Here is a 16948-nt window from a genome sequence, read left to right as displayed (position 1 = left end):
GGTGGCTACACTTATCAAGGATTGGGAACAGGTTCCGCAGCGCTGAATGGTAAATTCACTGCAGGCGCTCAAACCATCACCTTGGTTTATCAACAAAACCACGGTGAAGAGGTAACGCCAACTAACGCAGGTGCCTTAACCATCAAATACGTCGATCAAAACGGTAAGTCGATTCAAGCTGATACAGTGAAGAGTGGATACGTCGGCAACGATTATGGGGTTACACCATCAACAATTGGTGGCTACACTTATCAAGGCTTAGGCAAAGACTCCGCAGCGTTGAATGGTAAATTCACAGCAGGTGCTCAAACCATCACCTTGGTTTATCAACAAAACCACGGTGAAGAAACGACGCCGACTACCGCAGGCAACTTGACGATTAAATACGTCGATCAAAATGGGAACTCGATCCGCGATGACGATGTGAAGAATGGCTACGTTGGTAATGGCTACGGTGTGACGCCAGCAACAATTGGTGACTACACTTATCAAGGATTGGGAACAGGTTCCGCAGCGCTGAATGGTAAATTCACTGCAGATGCCCAAACCATTACCTTGGTTTATCAACAAAACCACGGTGAAGAAACGACGCCAACAGCCGCTGGTGACTTAACCGTCAAATATGTCGATCAAAATGGGAACTCGATCCGCAATGATGATGTGAAGAGTGGTTATGTGGGCAATGGCTACGGCGTGACCCCAGCAACTATTAACGGTTACACTTATCAAAGCCTTGGCCAAGACTCTGCGGCTTTGAGTGGTAATTTTACTGAGAATGCACAAACGATTACCTTGGTTTATCGTCGCGATACCACAGTACCAGGCAAAACTACTGGCACTGACACTACCAAGCCTCATGATGGCACGTCAACGACAACTGACACGTCAACCAGTTCGTCTCATGGCACATTGCCTGATACTAACGGAGGCGCGACTGCTTCGACGACGCAAAAGCATCAATCATTGCCGGATACGAACAGGGATGCAAAGACCGCAACCACTCAAAATCGTCGCACGTTGCCGCAAACTGGTGAGCAGACTAAACGCAGTGCTATGATCATTGGGACATTGCTGTTAAGCATGATCGGAATTATTGGAATCTGGAAGCATCAACGCAAGGCCTAGAACACACTTGCTTCGGCACAATCAAAAAGCATCAGCTGCGAAGTATTTCGCGTGCTGATGCTTTTTCAATGCTGATAACGCGATAATACGGCTTGTATTGCGTCACGTAACGCTTGTTTGCTGGCCTCAAGTTCAGTTGCTGTCGGTGTAGCGTCATCGGCATACATGATCGTCGGATCTGTCCACCAAACTGGGCCGGGCTGTTCAGTATCGCCAGCGTGGCGAGGAAATAGATGCCAGTGGACATGCGAATCACCATTTCCGAGTAACTCGAGGTTCATTTTGTCGGCGTGAAAGGCGGTGGCGCAAGCTTCGGATACCCAACTCATCTCTAACATAAACTGCGCTTTTTCTGCTGGCGGCATCAAATGCAATTCGGTGACATGGTGCTAGGCGAGAAATAAAGTATAGCCGTGAAAATACTGCGAGTCAGCGAGGGCCACGTAACCGGTGGGTAATTCACTGACGAAATACGGATTTTGCCCAGATTTGATCATGGCGATCCGTTCACAAATCAAACAACTCATTGCAACACTTCCTTTTGAAACGATGATACCAAAAAACGCCTGCGATCATCGCAAGCGTTGCACATTTTTATGAAAGTAAGGGGATGATCACCGTCATCCACAACCACGACAGCGGCATGACTAACACCATCGCAGGGATCATATCAGCAGTTGGGAACATTTTGACTTGCACCATTCGGAAGCCAGTGGCTAACATCAACACCCCGCCAGCAGCTTTGAAGTCGAGGATCATGTTTGGTGTGGTCAACGGGTAGATAAAACCTGCCGCCAAGAACAAAATGAAGAAGATGACGAATTGGGGAATCGCGATCAATGCCACCACATAACCGAGGTTCGCAGCAAAAATCGCAGCGGTGAAGAAATCCAAAATCGATTTCGAGATCAAAATCGAGGTATCGCCGTTCATGCCTTCTGTCAACGCACCGTAGATCCCAGTGCCAGAAGCACAAAATAAGACGATGACAGTGACTAAGGTGGCATCGAATTCTTTTTCACTCATGCCTTCAGAAGTATTGGGGATGAATTTAACGATGAAGGTCTGCATCATCTTGGCGCCTTTATTGATCAAATCGCCGAGATGGATCAACAATCCTAAGGCCGTCCCTAAAATAATGGCAAAAATAACAGCGGACATGTTTTTCATTGGGGCAATGGAGAAGATCCCCATGGTCATGGAACAGGCCCCAAACACCATGTTCAGCCCCGTTTTGAAGCCGTCAGACATATGCTTGCCACCTAGGGCGCCAAAGACCCCGCCGAGCAGCACGGATAATGCGTTAATGATAATGCCAACTGGCATGATAAAGCCTCCTGTAAGCACTGCAGTTGCAGTGCGCCGAATTAAAATACGTTCTTTAGTCTATTGGAGACTGCAGACGTGTTCAATTCGCATTATTGTGGTAAACTATTCCAAAAGCGAATAGACAGCGCTTTAACAGGAGGGACTCATGGACATTCGCAAACTCGCGACTTTTGTGGATCTGGCGGATACGCTAAATTACACTGAAACAGCTAGTCGACTTTTCACGACACAAGCCACGATCTCCAAACAGATCAAATCCTTGGAAGTGGAGCTTGATACTATTTTGGTGGATCGAACGCATCGCGCGATCACCTTGACGGCAGCTGGCGAATTGGTATTGCCTTATGCACAGCAAATTGTCGCGGCGCAAAAGCAAATGTCTGAACAACTCCATCAACAAGCCGTGCAACTCGGCATGCGTTTGGTTATTCGGGCGGTACCATCGATTTCCTCTTATAAGGGTTTTAACACCATCGCTGCTTTCACAAAACAACATCCCGAAGTTGATCTGCAGTTTTCAGAAGCGGAAACCGCGACACTTTTACCGAGTCTTGACCAAGGTGATGTGGATGTGATTTTCACCCGGTTGTTTGAGATCCAACACGCCAAATATGATGTGATCATCGGCGAATCTGATCACTTCGTTGCGCTATTGCCAAAAGACCATCCATTAGCGACGGCAAAATCACTGCCGGTGTCGACATTAGCAAATGACCAATTATTATTATTAAGTGAATCAACAGGTTTATACCAACCAGTGATCAAGATGCTGACGGCTGCAGGGATCACGCCGAAAGTCACTTATACCGGTCAACGAATCGATTTGATCGCTGGGATGGTCAATCGTGGCATGGGGGTGGCGATTATGATGGCACACTCAGTTGACTTGAAAGATTATGCAAATATCGTCGCCGTACCGATCACCCCAACAGTCGGAAGTCACCTGGCGTTTATGCGGATGCATGGTAAACATAGCGTCGCTAGTGATTTGTTTTGGGCGTTTTGCCAAAAACGACTGTAACCAGAAACCGCTTGCATTTTCATTTTAAATTGTCTACAATTAAATTAATTCGAGGAGTCAAATTCGCGTTGGGTTACGGTAACTTGATACAATAGAACCAAAAGGAGGATACACTCATGGCAAAAACTTTTACCTTAGATGAGCTCAAACAATTCGATGGTCAAAATGGCCATCCGGCTTATGTCGCAGTCGATGGTGTCGTTTATGATGTTTCCAACGTTGGCCCTTGGGCCGGTGGCAAGCACCACGGCAACACGGCAGGCAATGATTTGTCTGAAGCGATCACGCATGCACCGCACTTAAAGACAGTGTTACCAAAGCTGCCAGTGGTCGGGGAATTAGCAAAATAAATCAAACTAAGGCTAGGTGAGTGATCACCTAGTTTTTTTGTTGCATTCCATTTCCGAATAGATCATCGAAACATTCCGAATTGTTTGCAGACCTTTTTCAGCCGCATAATGATCACCGTAATCTAAATACGGAGGCAACTAAATATGTCTGAAAACACACCTTACGATTTACGTAAAGTTCTCGATGAAATCAAACAAATTCCCGGGTATTATCATGAAACTGACAAAGAAATCGATCCTGAAGCTGACTTGGCTGGGGTTTATCGTTATATCGGTGCTGGCGGTACCGTTAAGCGGCCGACACAAGTTGGCCCGACCATGATGTTCAACAACGTCAAAGGCTTCCCAGGCTCTCGTGTGTTGATCGGCTTACAAGCGTCACGCAAACGTGTCGGCGATATTTTACATCAAGACTACAAACATTTAGGCCAAGCGTTAAATGAAGCCGTCACCCATCCCATTCAACCAGTCGTTGTGACCAAAGACCAAGCACCGGCTCAAGAAGTCGTACATCTGGCGACTGACAAAGATTTTGATATTCGCAAGTTATTAGCTGCGCCGACTAATACCCCAGATGATGCGGGTCCTTATATCACCATGGGTGTGGTTTATGGCCACAGTGTCGACGGCAAAGAGTCTGACGTCACGATTCACCGCATGGTCTTAGAAGACAAAGACACCATTGGCATGTACATTATGCCTGGTGGTCGGCACATCGGCGCCTTTTTGAAGCAATATGAAGCCATTAATGAACCAATGCCGATCACCATCAACATTGGCTTGGACCCTGCCATTACCATTGGGGCGACCTTCGAGCCACCGACAACGCCACTTGGCTACAACGAATTACAAGTCGCTGGTGCTTTGCGCAATGAAGCGGTGCAAGTGGTTAAAGGCACGACCGTTAACGCTATGGGGATCGCCCGTGCTGAATGGATCATTGAAGCGGAGATCTTGCCAAATACTAAAATGCAAGAAGATATCAACACCAACTCCGGTTTTGCAATGCCAGAATTCCCAGGTTATAACGGAACTGCCAATCCTGCAGTTAACGTGGTGAAGATCAAAGCAGTGACCCATCGCCTTGATAACCCGATCGTCCAAACCACTATCGGGCCATCTGAAGAACATGTCTCCATGGCGGGTATCCCGACGGAAGCATCGATTTTAAACTTAGTTGATCGCGCCATTCCTGGCAAAGTCACTAACGTTTACAATGCGCCTGCTGGTGGTGGGAAGTTAATGACCATCATGCAGATCCACAAAGATGATATCAACGATGAAGGGATCCAACGCCAAGCGGCCTTACTGGCTTTCTCAGCCTTCAAGGAATTAAAGACGGTGATCTTGGTCGATGAAGATGTTGATATTTTTGATTGGAACGATGTGATGTGGACCATCAACACTCGCTTCCAAGCTGACCGCGACATGATGGTCTTAGAAGGTTTGCGCAATCACCCATTGGATCCTTCTGAATTGCCAGAATATGATCCTGCACGGATTCGTCAACGGGGGATGTCTTCGAAGTTAGTCTTAGATGGCACCGTGCCTTATGACATGAAAGATAAGTTTGTCCGCGCCCCATTTAAAGAAATGCCAAATTGGGAAGAGTATTTGAAGTAAACCTGCGTGATGCAGTAGTGAAAGGAGCTTTTTGATGAAACGTATCGTCGTTGCAATTTCCGGTGCCAGTGGCACGATTTATGGGATCCGCTTGCTTGAAGCGTTACATGCAAATCCAGACGTCGAAGTGCATTTAGTGATGAGTGCTTGGGCCAAGGAGAACTTAGCGATTGAAAATACAGGCTATGTGGAAAGCCAAGTGAATGCTTTAGCTGATCATGTTTATGATCCTCGGAATATGGGCGCGGCGATTGCATCTGGCTCCTTTCATCATGATGGCATGGTGATCGTGCCGAGCTCCATGAAAACGATCGCCGCTATTGCCACTGGTATGGGAGATTCACTGATCGGTCGGGCCGCAGATGTCACCTTAAAAGAACGGCGGCCGCTGTTGATCGTCCCCCGTGAATCACCATTCAATCAGATCCATCTCGAAAATATGTTGAAATTGTCACAGATGGGTGTGGAGATCATTCCGCCGATCCCAGCGTTTTACAACAACCCACAAACGATCGACGATTTGATCAATCACAACACCATGAAGTTGCTCGATCATTTGCATATCGATAACAGTTTGTCGCCACGCTGGCAAGGTTTAGCGCAAGCTAAAATGGCGGCTCGTGAGGCGAAAAATCATGAGTGAGATGATTTTTACTGAACAAGCGGCAGGGTATCAAATGCAATTGACGTTAACGCGTCAAAGCCAAGATGTGTTACTGACCTTAACTGGTGGGGATGTTTCACATTACGGCGTGGTCACTGCCGTCGGCTCTGACGGGTTGCATACTATTGCCTTACCCAGCCGACCTGGGCATGTGCATCAAGAAGGCGTGCTGACGGAAACTATTGCCAAAATTTTGCAGCCAGTGTTGCCAGGTAACGCGATGATCACTGGTGGCATGCACGTCAACAACATTACCTCATCACAAATGCACGCGGCATTTGCGATGACCAAGCAATTAGGTGAACAAGCACGTGACTGGCTCCAGCAACATCCAGTGGCGACTGTCCACGAAACTTTCGCGAACTAAATGAACGCCTATGATACAAGCACATCATTGTACTTGTATCGTAGGCGTTTTAACGTTAGAATTTTATATGTATGCACAAGACTCGGAGGAAGACCATGAAAACCATCCGCGAATTATGGCAATTTTTACGGACGCATCGGCTGAAACGCAAGGTGCGCTGGGCTTTGATCGCGATTTTAGCGGTGGTTTTAGTTGTGGTGATCGGCGGCGTTGCGGTTAACGCCCATGATCGTCAAGCTGTCAGTTCAAGTTCAGCTTCTAGTGCTGTGTCATCAAGTGGACCAACCACTGCTGAAAAAAAGGCTGATTTGAAAAAAGCCTTGCAGACCTACTTTGATCAACAAGCTGCTGGCGGTAAGGTACAACTCAGCTTATACAGCTTGGATCCTGAGGCTGGTTCAGCCGCGGCGAAAAAACCAAACGGCGCCATCGATGGTAAAGGCACCCAAGCAGTTGAAGCTCAAGGCAATACCAAAGTTTTGTCGGCATCCACTTATAAACTTTATATTGCCGCGTATGTGTTTCATCGCTTAGCGCAAAAGCAAATGTCTTGGACGCTGACAGATAAACAAAATTTCGATGCCATGATCGTGAACTCTGAAAACGGCTTTGCCCAAACAGTTTTAACGCGGTACGGCAACGACCAGGTGGATCAATATCTCCAATCCATCGGCTTAGGGCAACCTTTTGCCGGGGATTCAGCAGAAACCACCGCTAACAATTTAGTCAAAGTCTTGCAAATGCTTGATGCAGGAAGCGGTCCTTTTAAAGATCAAACCTTACGTGCCCGCTTGTTGAAAGACATGGGTAAGCAGATTTATCGCAACGGGATCCCAGCCGGCATCAAATCCGTGGATGCCAAAGCCACTGTCCAAGACAAAGTTGGCTTTTTACCGAATACAAACAATGACGCTGGGATCGTAACGACCAAAGATGGGCACCGCTACATTTTGGTGATCATGACCACCGGCCGTGAACAACTTGATTTCTCACAAATTAAAACCATTGCAGCTCACATTCAAACACTGATCGACACCAACATTTAGAAGGGACGACACGATGTTTATCTTTTTTATCGATTTAGGGCATGCGTTGATCATGCCACTGCCGCCGCCAACTGTGGTGTCGGCAGTCGTAAGAACCCGCGCTTAGGCGCACAAGGAGAATAATAACCAATGGAAGCTATTGAATTACGTGCAGGTATGACGTTTGAAAAAGACGGCAAGTTGATCAAGGTCCTCGAATCAAATCACCACAAGCCTGGTAAAGGCAACACCTTGATGCAATTGAAGTTGTATGATGTGCGTGCAGGCTCTACTGTGCAAACCACCATGCGCCCAACTGAAAAGTTGACCCCAGCGATCTTGGAAAAGAAATCTGCCCAATATTTGTATGAACAAGACGGCATGAGTTATTTCATGGACACTGAAACCTATGAACAATACGAATTGCCTGACGAATCCATCGAGCATGAACGTTTATACTTGTTGGAAAACGCCATGGTTCAAATCGAATTCTACGGGACTGAAGTGATCGGCATCACCTTGCCATCCACTGTCAACTTGACAGTGACTGAAACCCAACCAAACATCAAAGGCGGCTCTGTCACTTCTGGTGGCAAGCCTGCAACGATGGAAACAGGTTTGGTCATCAACGTACCAGAATTTATCCAATCTGGTGAAAAAGTGCAGATCAACACCGCGACTGGTACTTACCAAAAGCGTGCATAATCAACTTGCGAAAAGCCTTGAAGCTTGACTTCAAGGCTTTTTCTATACGGGAAAATTTCTTTTTGGAAAACGCTTGCACATATTGCTAAAATGTGGTATGGTTTGAGCCTAATTAAAAGTAAGCCTTGGACCGGCACTTTTAATTCAGAGCAAAGTCGACGCGATAAGGTACATCGAAGTGCTTTGTGGCAGTGAACACATCATGGGGTCGTGGCGTGGTGTGATGAATTCCGCGGGCCTAAGAACGCTGGGGTACCGAAGAAACTTCCCAGTTTTAACTCCGACAAAAAGTGAGTCACAGAAGCCTCGCTTCAATCTCTTTGAAGCGTTGAATTGTGCAAAAACCCGGGATCCACCTGCACCAGATTCGAATCCAAGTGATCGTTGGCTTGGATGGACGAGAGCCCGCGGGCTGGTTCTTTGAACAATCACAGACAACTAAATTGAACGACCAAGGCCTTAGTTTGGGCTGAACCTGAGAACAGGCGTCAAGATCATGAGATCTTGACGTTTTTTGCGGCTATTTTTCTATTTTGACGTAGACCAATTTTCTGAAACCTGACATCGCCGTGGGTCAAAAACTCGTTCATGCCGATTTGTCATGGTGTCACCAGCACACTGCTGATGATAACTTAATTAACAATTGGTATGGCCCAATCACAATCGACGAATTGTCACATAACGTCACAGAATCCTTTGACGAACCAGACTTTTTAAATTAAGCTTAGTTCTGTTATCAAATTGTTTTTGCAATTGGTCTAATTCTCAATGGAAGAAGTGGTCATCATGAAAAGTTACATGCAACGAATGGGACGCTCGATTCAGCTTCCTGTCTCAGTTTTACCGGCTGCAGCACTGCTAGTCGGGATTGGCCATTGGCTTCCTGAAAAATGGGCAGCTGCCCAATTTCTCATGGCCGGTGGGAATGCTGTATTAGGCATACTCGCGTTATTATTTGCGTTAGGCTTAGCCAGCGGTATGTCGAAACATCAAGATGGTGCGTCTGCGATTGCTGGCTTGGTTGCTTACTCAGTACCTGTTGCGGTACTCGCCCCAGCTTCGATCGCTACACTTGAAGGCATCAAACAATCCGCTGTTGATCCCGCATTCTCAGCGATTTCAGGTAATGTTTTTATTGGGATCTTAGGTGGCTTGATTGCCGCTGCTTTGTACAATCGTTTTTCTGAAACTAAGTTGCCGATGGCGTTAAGTTTCTTTTCAGGCAAGCGCTGCGTGCCGATCCTGACTGCCGGTGTGATGTTGGTGATCAGTTTATTGCTATTATTCATCTGGCCGCCGATTTATAACGTCTTAGTTGCCTTTGGTAAAATGATGGTCAGTTTAGGGGCGGTTGGTGCAGGTTTGTATGGCTTCTTCAACCGCTTGTTGATCCCAACTGGCTTACATCAGGCCTTGAACTCCGTATTTTGGTTCAACATTGCTGGCATCAACGATATCGGCAACTTCTGGGCGAATGCTGGGACCAAAGGGGTCACTGGCATGTATATGGCAGGGTTCTTTCCAGTAATGATGTTTGGGTTGCCTGCTGGGGCCTTAGCAATTTATCGCAATGCCAAACCTGAGAAAAAGGCCCAGACAGGTTCTTTGATGTTAGCCGGCGCATTTGCCGCATTCTTTACTGGGGTTACGGAACCGTTGGAATTTTCGTTCATGTTTGTGGCTTGGCCTTTATATGTGATGCATGCGGTGTTGACGGGTTTAAGCTTAGCGTTTGCGGCCTTCATGCATTGGACTGCAGGCTTTACGTTCTCTGCTGGCCTCGTCGATTTTATCTTAAGTTCACGGATGCCGATTGCTAACATGCCTTATATGTTGATCGTTCAAGGTTTGGTGATGGCAGTGATTTATTACTTCACCTTTGACTTTGCCATTAAGAAGTTCAATTTAATGACGCCAGGGCGCGAAGAGGATGTCGCTAGCACCACTGCAGACGTCGCAGCGTCAGTTGGCGATGACAAATATTCACTCAAAGCCAAGCGCATTTACATGGCATTAGGTGGCTTTGATAACTTATTAGTCGTCGATAACTGCACGACGCGGCTGCGTTTGCAATTAGCTGATACGAAAAAAATCGACACCCCAGCGATCAAAGCCGCTGGTGCCGTCGGTGTCAATGCCATTGATCAACGTAATTTACAGATCATCATTGGGACTGATGTCCAATTTGTCGCTGATCCACTAAAGTCTTTAGTTGAAGCCAAAACACCTTTAAGCACATTGACTGCTGATGCAATCAAGCCAGTTCCTTCAATGACAACGCCAGAAGCAAAAGCACCACAACATACCGTATCTGAGTCAGTGTATAGCGCCGCAGACGGTGAGTTGGTTGATTTAGCGAAAGTTTCTGACGCGACGTTCGCCCAAAAAATGCTTGGCGATGGCTATGCCATTGAACCAAGCGATGGTAAAATCGTTGCCCCTGTATCAGGTGTTGTGACTGCAGTCTTTCCAACCAAGCATGCGGTTGGCATTACGACCCCAGCAGGGTTAGAAGTATTGATCCACATCGGGATCGACACTGTGACCTTAGATGGCAAACCATTTGTTACCCATGTCGCAGTTGACGATCAAGTGACATATGGCGACTTGTTAGTCACGGCAGATCTTGAGGCAATCAAAGCTGCTGGAAAGCCAGTGACGACCATGGTGATCTTCACCAATATGGACCATGTTGCCGCGTTGAAAGATCGCACCTCATTAGGTGAGATCAAGGCGAGTGACTTTGTGTTAACTGCTGACGCATTAGCAGATTAAATAACAAAAATACGCATCCTCGCGCCGGGGGATGCGTATTTTTTAGTAGGTGGTGATTGCCAGATAAATCGCTAAACCAAAAGCAGCGATGGCAATGACAAACCGCACTGGTCGCACTGGTAAGCGACGAATGGCTTTGGGTCCAAGCCAGCCGCCAATCAGAAACCCAACGCCCATGATCAAGGCAATTGCCCAGTGAACATCAGCGGTAAACGCATAAATGATCATGGCCAGACCATTGCCAGCAAAGCTGATAAAATTCTTGATCGCATTGGTCGTCGCAAATGGGAGATCTTCTGCTAGCGTTAAAATCGCTAACGTGATCACACCAGCTGAAGCACCGAAATAGCCGATGTAAATACCAACGAGAAATAACGCGATGCCTTTGATCACGGGATGTGACTGACGCTTTTTGACTGTGGGCTTACTCAAAAGTGAATACAGCATTAAAACGCCTGCCAAAGCGATCAAAACTGGGACAACTTTTTCAAAACTTGAAGCAGGTGCCACTAACAATAAAACGCATCCGCAAAGACTGCCAACCAATGCCCAAGCGGTATCAAACACAGTAGCGCGCCGGGCGTGATGTAATTCTTTAGCCGAGCTCACAGTTGAGCCGATACCAGTAAAAATTTGGGCAGTGGTGTTGGTGACATTCGCTGAAACCGGTGGTAAACCGAGACTTAATAACACCGGATAAGACACTAATGACGCCATACCGGCCATGCTACTGAGTAAACCACCAGCAATTCCGGCTATGATCAAATACAAACCAGTTAAAAATAAATGCAAGTCCATCGCTCCTAACTCATTGAACTTCAGTATACTAGTATTTGGAGGATGCAAAATGACTGAATTTTATTTTGTGCGTCACGGCCAAACGCAAGTGAACTTGCGCAACGCGTTTAACGGTGGCAGTGTCGATGAACCACTGACTGAATCTGGTGTCCAAGCCGCTAAAGATTGTGGGGCCGCTTTATCAAACGTGCATTTTGTGCAAGCCATCAGTTCTGATATGCCGCGAGCGATCACGACCAGCAGGCTGATTTTAAAGGCCAATCATTACCCCACGCCACTGAGCTCGGCACGCGGTTTACATGAAATGGATCTAGGCGATTGGGACGGCAAAACTGTCGAAGAAGTAGCCGACCCAGTTGCGTTAGACGTGTATTTTCATGACTTGGTACGTTTTGATCAAGACTTTGCCACTGATCGACACATTGAAGGCTATGCCAATACCTTGCGTCGCGCAAAGGCGGTGATCGCGGCGACTTACGCGGCACATCCTAGTGGTAAAGTCTTGGTGGTGGCTCACGGGATCGTCTTTCAACTGTTGTTAAACACCTTGATCGGTGTGCCATTTGATGAACTACGCAAACCAAAGATGTTGCGCAATGCGACGATTTCGCAATTAAATACGCAAGATGGCGTACATTTCAGTAAAATATTGTGGGATATGCGGCCAGACGAAATTGAAAATAAAAAAATATTGTTGACATGAGGATTTGATGAGTGTATCTTCATATTCATAGCGAGCCATAAGGAGTGTTGATCATGACATTATTGAAACCAACACAGTTGAACAATGCGTATTACTACGGCTATTACGGATAGCGGCTTGCATCTTTGGATGCAAACCGCGTAGCAGGTTTGCATCCATGATAGGCGTAGCATTTTAACATGCTAATCACGTCACATGGATGATCGATATCCATGTGGCTTTTTATTTCCCGGGAAGATAAACCGGCCACATGGATACTCATGTGGCCGGTTTTTAAATTTGGAGGGAATTTATGATGAAGATGAAGAAGATTTTGGTCGGTTTGACGACCATCGCTGCCGTAATGAGCTTAGCTGCTTGCGGCAAGAAGTCCAGTTCCAGTGATAATGGCACGGTGAAAGTCGGCATTTTACAATTGATCGACCAATCTGCTTTAAACGCTGCCCGCAAAGGGTTTACTGAAGAACTTAAGGCACAAGGATACAAAGGCGACAAGATCAAAATTGATTACGTCAATGCGCAAGGCGACCAGGCTAACTTGAAGTCCATGAGTGAACAACTCAAAAACGACCACAATGATTTGAACTTGGCCATCGCCACGCCAGCTGCCCAAGCACTGCAAAAAGGCGATCCAGATACCCCAATGTTGTTCACCGCCATCACTGATCCAAAATCTGCCGGGTTGACCACCAGTACTGCTCATCCTGACAAGAATGCGACTGGGGTCACTGATATGGTCGACGTCAAAGGCCAAATCGATTTCACTCACAAGCTGTTCCCAAATGCCAAGAAGATCGGGTTGTTGTACAACGCCGCTGAAGAAAACTCAGTATTTCAAATCAAATTAGCAAAACAAGAAATCAGCAAGTTAGGGTTAAAAGTAGTTGTGAAGACGGCAGCCACGACCAACGATGTGCAACAAGCCACTGAAACTTTGGCTAGCCAAGTTGATGCCATTTACATTCCCACGGATAACACTGCAGCTGCCGCAATGCCAACCATTGGTAAAGTTTCTGAAAGCAAAAAAGTACCAGTGGTCAACGCTGATGCCACGATGATCAAAACTGGCGGGGTTGCAACTGTTGGGATCAACTACGAAGATCTCGGCAAACAAGCCGCTAAAATGGCAGTGAAGATTTTGAAAGGCAAGAAAGTCAAAGACTTGGCCATTGAATCACCTGCCAAGACTGAATTAGTTACTAACGCTAAGCGGATGAAGTTGTTCAACTTGACCCAAGCTGACTTAGACCGCGCAACGAAATAAGCCTGAATTCAATCGAATATTCCTGCCTGCTGAAAATTCCGTTAAAATTTTCCCTTGACAGTTCAGTTTTCCCATAGTATTCTCATTTGCATAGGCGAATGCCTGAGAAGGGGTGTTGAGAATGAATCACTTACAACCAACACAACTGAATAACGTCTTTTTTACCGGCTTTTTCGGATAGCGGTTTGCATCATGGATGCAAGCCGCGGCTTGCATCCATGATGGCCGGTACCACTTAACGTGCGATCAATTGCCACATGGATGAAATCAAATTTCCTCCATGTGGCCTTTTTCTTTCCGGAATGAAAATATGGCCAGCCACTGCGAGGAATTTGTGTAGTGACTGGCTTTTGTTTTGCACATGCAAAACATTTTGGAGGGAATATTTTTATGAAGAAGCAATTATTACTGGGACTTGTTGGTATCGCAATGTTAGGGTTAGCCGCTTGTGGTCAACAAACCAAAGCAGATGACAATACGGTCAAAGTTGGCGTGTTGCAATTGATTGATCAAACTGCGTTGACAGATGCGCGCAAAGGGTTTGAAGAAGAGCTCGCCAAAGCCGGCTACAAAGGCGACAAGATCAAAATTGATTACGTCAATGCCCAAGGCGACCAAGCGAACCTGAAAACCATGAGTGAACAACTTGCCAAAGACAAAAACGACGTCAACTTAGCGATCGCCACACCAGCAGCGCAAGCCTTACAAAAAGGCGATCCTGATACGCCCATGGTATTCACTGCCGTCACTGATCCCAAATCTGCTGGCTTAGTGGATAACTTGAAAGCCCCAAGTAAAAATGCCACCGGTGTTGTCGATATGGTCGATATTCCTCAACAGATTCAATACATGCACCACTTATTCCCAAAAGCTAAGACCGTTGGCATGTTGTACAATGCCGCTGAACAAAACTCAATCGTGCAAGTTAAAGCCGCCACTGCTGCCGCTAAGAAACTTGGTTTGAAAGTGGTCAAGCGCACCGTCGCTTCCACTAACGATGTACAATCTGCCACAGAAGCACTGGCTGGTTTATCTGATGTCATCTACGCCCCTACTGATAACACAGTAGCTGCTGCGATGGCCACAGTTGGTAAAGTGTCCTTAGCCAAGAAAGTCCCAGTCGTACCAGCAGCTTCCACCATGGTTCAAGACGGTGGCGTTGCTAACATTGGGATCAACTACAAAGACTTAGGCAAACAAACTGCCAAGCTTGCGATCCAAATTCTCAAAGGCAAGAAAGTCAAAGACTTAGCCGTTGAAAAGCCGGCCAAAGTCACTGTCATCAAGAACGAAAAAATGATGAAAGCATTCGGCATCACTGACGCTGACACTAAACAATAATTTGTCGCAGTTCACAAAGGAGTAATCATGAGCATCTTAACTTCAAGCATCTCACAAGGCTTACTGTGGTCGATCATGGCCATTGGCGTTTACCTGACGTTCCGTATTTTAGATATCGCTGATATGACCGCTGAAGGGAGTTTTCCTTTAGGCGCCGCCATTACCGCCCATAGCTTGGTGCATGGCACCAACCCGATTGTCGCCACGTTATATGGTTTCATTTTTGGCGCCTTGGCAGGCTTGGTATCCGGTATTTTACATACCAAGTTAAAAATTCCTGATCTCTTAACCGGTATTTTAACCATGACTGGGTTGTATTCCGTCAACTTGTTCATCATGGGCCAAGCCAACTTATCCTTGTTGAGTAATGTGAAAACGGTGTTCACTTTGTTCTCCACTGGCAACTCGACCACTGATACAATCATCGTTGGCGCAGTAGTCTTAGCGATCGTCATCGCCTTGTTGGTGTTATACTTCAACACCCAAATGGGCTTAGCGGCACGTGCAGTTGGGGATAACCAAGCCATGGCTGCCGCTAACGGTATCAACAATGATAATATGAAGATCATTGTTTACATGGTGTCTAACGGTTTGATCGCGTTATCTGGTTCACTGATGGCCCAAACTAACGGGTACGCGGATATTTCAATGGGGATCGGGACTTTGGTCATTGCCTTGGCTGCGATTATCATTGCTGAAATCTTGTTGCGCAACTTAAGCTTTGGTCAACGTTTGCTGACGATTATTGTTGGGGCGATCATTTACCGGTTGATCATCGCTGGCGTCTTATGGCTTGGGGTCGATCCTAACGCCTTACGTTTGTTCTACGCGTTGATGTTAGTCGTATTCTTATCATTACCTTTGATCACCAAAGAATACAAAACCATCAAAGCCCGTCGCGAAAACTCGAAACGAATGGAGGACTAGTCGATGCCAGCCTTAGAAGTTAAAGATCTACATCAATATTTTGCTCAAGGTACCGTTAATGAAAACCACGCGTTAAAAGGCATCAACTTGACCCTTGAAGAAGGCGATTTTGTCGCCATCATCGGCGGTAACGGTGCTGGGAAGTCGACCTTGTTGAACTCAGTCGCAGGGTCGTTGCCAGTGACGCATGGCCAAGTGAAAATCGCCAACAAAGATGTCACTTACCAATCAGTTGCGAAGCGTGCGAAGCTGATTTCTCGCGTCTTTCAAGATCCATTGTCAGGCACCGCACCCATGCTGACCGTGGAAGAAAACTTAAGTCTTGCCATGCAGCGTGGGACTTGGCGGAACTTCTGGAGTGCCGGTGTTCGACACTCTGATCGGAAGTTATTCCAAGAAAAACTCGCCAGTTTGAATTTAGGGTTGGAAACGCGGTTAAGTACTTCGATCGGCTTATTGTCAGGGGGTCAACGCCAGGCGATTACATTGTTGATGGCGACCTTGAAAGCACCAGAATTACTCCTGCTTGACGAACACACTGCCGCCCTTGATCCGGCGACTTCAGCAACAGTCATGGGTTTGACGGAACAATTGGTTGCCGCGCAACACATTACCACGTTGATGATCACGCATGATATGCAAGATGCGTTGAAATATGGCAACCGCTTGATCATGCTTGATCACGGTCAAATCGCCGTGGATATCAAAGGCGATCAGAAGAAAGGCCTGACCGTCCCAGATCTGTTGCGGATGTTCAAAGAACAATCTGGCAAAGAACTCAACGATGATGCCGTATTACTAAGTTAATGATGTGACTATTTCTGACCCGATGCCTAACGAGGCGTCGGGTTTTGTTGTGCAGGCTTTAGCCTGGTACGCGCGGAAAACGCGCGTGCCTCAAAACCACCCGCTGTGCGGGTGGAGTCAAATA

16 protein-coding genes and 1 pseudogene are annotated in these 16948 nt (G+C 46.7%); 14 read left to right on the top strand and 3 right to left on the bottom strand.

Annotated features, from left to right (window positions below; genetic code table 11):
- The coding region (locus tag EKM92_RS06960) for a MucBP domain-containing protein (protein ID WP_125709246.1) at positions 1-1125 on the top strand (1125 nt) is incomplete at its 5' end.
- A gap of 65 nt (positions 1126-1190) precedes the next feature.
- Here the strand turns inward: EKM92_RS06960 and EKM92_RS06955 are convergent.
- Together EKM92_RS06955 and EKM92_RS06950 are read right to left on the bottom strand one after the other, a co-directional pair.
- A pseudogene (locus EKM92_RS06955) lies at positions 1191-1652 on the bottom strand (HIT family protein).
- Between the two features lie 67 nt (positions 1653-1719).
- The gene (locus tag EKM92_RS06950; protein ID WP_125709244.1) at positions 1720-2451 is read right to left on the bottom strand and encodes a DUF554 domain-containing protein; all 732 of its coding nucleotides are present in this window, start codon (positions 2449-2451) and stop codon (positions 1720-1722) included.
- 148 nt (positions 2452-2599) lie between these two features.
- Here EKM92_RS06950 and EKM92_RS06945 point away from each other — a divergent pair, with 148 nt between their 5' ends.
- The 8 genes from EKM92_RS06945 (at position 2600) to nagE (ending at position 10984) form a co-directional block, all read left to right on the top strand.
- On the top strand, positions 2600-3475 hold the full coding sequence (locus EKM92_RS06945) for a LysR family transcriptional regulator (protein WP_125709242.1): 876 nt from the start codon (positions 2600-2602) through the stop codon (positions 3473-3475).
- Positions 3476-3591: 116 nt separating this feature from the next.
- Positions 3592-3825 carry a cytochrome b5 domain-containing protein gene (locus EKM92_RS06940; RefSeq protein WP_125709240.1) on the top strand — a complete coding sequence of 78 codons (234 nt, stop codon included), beginning with the start codon at positions 3592-3594 and terminating at the stop codon, positions 3823-3825.
- A 144-nt stretch (positions 3826-3969) separates the two neighbouring features.
- Positions 3970-5448 carry a UbiD family decarboxylase gene (locus EKM92_RS06935; RefSeq protein WP_125709238.1) on the top strand — a complete coding sequence of 493 codons (1479 nt, stop codon included), beginning with the start codon at positions 3970-3972 and terminating at the stop codon, positions 5446-5448.
- A 34-nt stretch (positions 5449-5482) separates the two neighbouring features.
- On the top strand, positions 5483-6091 hold the full coding sequence (locus tag EKM92_RS06930; protein WP_125709236.1) for a UbiX family flavin prenyltransferase: 609 nt from the start codon (positions 5483-5485) through the stop codon (positions 6089-6091).
- Positions 6084-6479 carry a prenylated flavin chaperone LpdD gene (lpdD, locus tag EKM92_RS06925; RefSeq protein WP_125709234.1) on the top strand — a complete coding sequence of 132 codons (396 nt, stop codon included), beginning with the start codon at positions 6084-6086 and terminating at the stop codon, positions 6477-6479. Before EKM92_RS06930 ends, lpdD begins: the two co-directional genes overlap by 8 nt.
- A gap of 95 nt (positions 6480-6574) precedes the next feature.
- Positions 6575-7525 carry a serine hydrolase gene (locus EKM92_RS06920; protein WP_164509924.1) on the top strand — a complete coding sequence of 317 codons (951 nt, stop codon included), beginning with the start codon at positions 6575-6577 and terminating at the stop codon, positions 7523-7525.
- Positions 7526-7654: 129 nt separating this feature from the next.
- A complete protein-coding gene (gene efp / locus EKM92_RS06915; protein ID WP_125709230.1) occupies positions 7655-8209 on the top strand; it encodes an elongation factor P in 555 nt (184 codons plus the stop codon).
- A 786-nt stretch (positions 8210-8995) separates the two neighbouring features.
- Positions 8996-10984: an N-acetylglucosamine-specific PTS transporter subunit IIBC gene (gene nagE / locus EKM92_RS06910; protein ID WP_125709228.1), complete on the top strand. Its 1989-nt coding sequence runs from the start codon at positions 8996-8998 to the stop codon at positions 10982-10984.
- A gap of 42 nt (positions 10985-11026) precedes the next feature.
- On the opposite strand, the gene EKM92_RS06905 is transcribed toward nagE, so the two are convergent.
- The gene (locus tag EKM92_RS06905) at positions 11027-11776 is read right to left on the bottom strand and encodes a sulfite exporter TauE/SafE family protein (protein ID WP_225420737.1); all 750 of its coding nucleotides are present in this window, start codon (positions 11774-11776) and stop codon (positions 11027-11029) included.
- Positions 11777-11831: 55 nt separating this feature from the next.
- Here EKM92_RS06905 and EKM92_RS06900 point away from each other — a divergent pair, with 55 nt between their 5' ends.
- The 5 genes from EKM92_RS06900 (at position 11832) to EKM92_RS06880 (ending at position 16824) form a co-directional block, all read left to right on the top strand.
- Positions 11832-12485: a histidine phosphatase family protein gene (locus EKM92_RS06900; RefSeq protein ID WP_164509923.1), complete on the top strand. Its 654-nt coding sequence runs from the start codon at positions 11832-11834 to the stop codon at positions 12483-12485.
- A gap of 295 nt (positions 12486-12780) precedes the next feature.
- A complete protein-coding gene (locus tag EKM92_RS06895; RefSeq protein ID WP_125709248.1) occupies positions 12781-13749 on the top strand; it encodes an ABC transporter substrate-binding protein in 969 nt (322 codons plus the stop codon).
- A 384-nt stretch (positions 13750-14133) separates the two neighbouring features.
- Positions 14134-15090 carry an ABC transporter substrate binding protein gene (locus EKM92_RS06890; protein WP_420812570.1) on the top strand — a complete coding sequence of 319 codons (957 nt, stop codon included), beginning with the start codon at positions 14134-14136 and terminating at the stop codon, positions 15088-15090.
- Positions 15091-15117: 27 nt separating this feature from the next.
- Positions 15118-16017, top strand: a complete 900-nt coding sequence (locus EKM92_RS06885; protein ID WP_056964515.1) for an ABC transporter permease — start codon at positions 15118-15120, stop codon at positions 16015-16017.
- 3 nt (positions 16018-16020) lie between these two features.
- Positions 16021-16824, top strand: a complete 804-nt coding sequence (locus EKM92_RS06880) for an ABC transporter ATP-binding protein (protein WP_125709220.1) — start codon at positions 16021-16023, stop codon at positions 16822-16824.
- The last annotated feature ends 124 nt before the right edge of the window (positions 16825-16948 follow it).

Source organism: Lacticaseibacillus porcinae (genome assembly GCF_003946305.1).
In the GTDB taxonomy this organism is placed as follows: Bacteria; Bacillota; Bacilli; order Lactobacillales; family Lactobacillaceae; genus Lacticaseibacillus; species Lacticaseibacillus porcinae.
The sequence above is the reverse complement of the archived record's forward strand: the minus strand, read 5'-3'. Positions and strand labels throughout refer to the sequence as shown.

Coding starts and splice junctions, on each gene's coding strand:
- EKM92_RS06950 (WP_125709244.1), bottom strand. CDS start 2,451: ATGCCAGTTGGCATTATCATTAACGCATTATCCGTGCTGCTCGGCGGG.
- EKM92_RS06945 (WP_125709242.1), top strand. CDS start 2,600: ATGGACATTCGCAAACTCGCGACTTTTGTGGATCTGGCGGATACGCTA.
- nagE (WP_125709228.1), top strand. CDS start 8,996: ATGAAAAGTTACATGCAACGAATGGGACGCTCGATTCAGCTTCCTGTC.
- efp (WP_125709230.1), top strand. CDS start 7,655: ATGGAAGCTATTGAATTACGTGCAGGTATGACGTTTGAAAAAGACGGC.
- EKM92_RS06900 (WP_164509923.1), top strand. CDS start 11,832: ATGACTGAATTTTATTTTGTGCGTCACGGCCAAACGCAAGTGAACTTG.
- EKM92_RS06880 (WP_125709220.1), top strand. CDS start 16,021: ATGCCAGCCTTAGAAGTTAAAGATCTACATCAATATTTTGCTCAAGGT.
- EKM92_RS06930 (WP_125709236.1), top strand. CDS start 5,483: ATGAAACGTATCGTCGTTGCAATTTCCGGTGCCAGTGGCACGATTTAT.
- EKM92_RS06920 (WP_164509924.1), top strand. CDS start 6,575: ATGAAAACCATCCGCGAATTATGGCAATTTTTACGGACGCATCGGCTG.
- lpdD (WP_125709234.1), top strand. CDS start 6,084: ATGAGTGAGATGATTTTTACTGAACAAGCGGCAGGGTATCAAATGCAA.
- EKM92_RS06895 (WP_125709248.1), top strand. CDS start 12,781: ATGAAGATGAAGAAGATTTTGGTCGGTTTGACGACCATCGCTGCCGTA.
- EKM92_RS06885 (WP_056964515.1), top strand. CDS start 15,118: ATGAGCATCTTAACTTCAAGCATCTCACAAGGCTTACTGTGGTCGATC.
- EKM92_RS06940 (WP_125709240.1), top strand. CDS start 3,592: ATGGCAAAAACTTTTACCTTAGATGAGCTCAAACAATTCGATGGTCAA.
- EKM92_RS06935 (WP_125709238.1), top strand. CDS start 3,970: ATGTCTGAAAACACACCTTACGATTTACGTAAAGTTCTCGATGAAATC.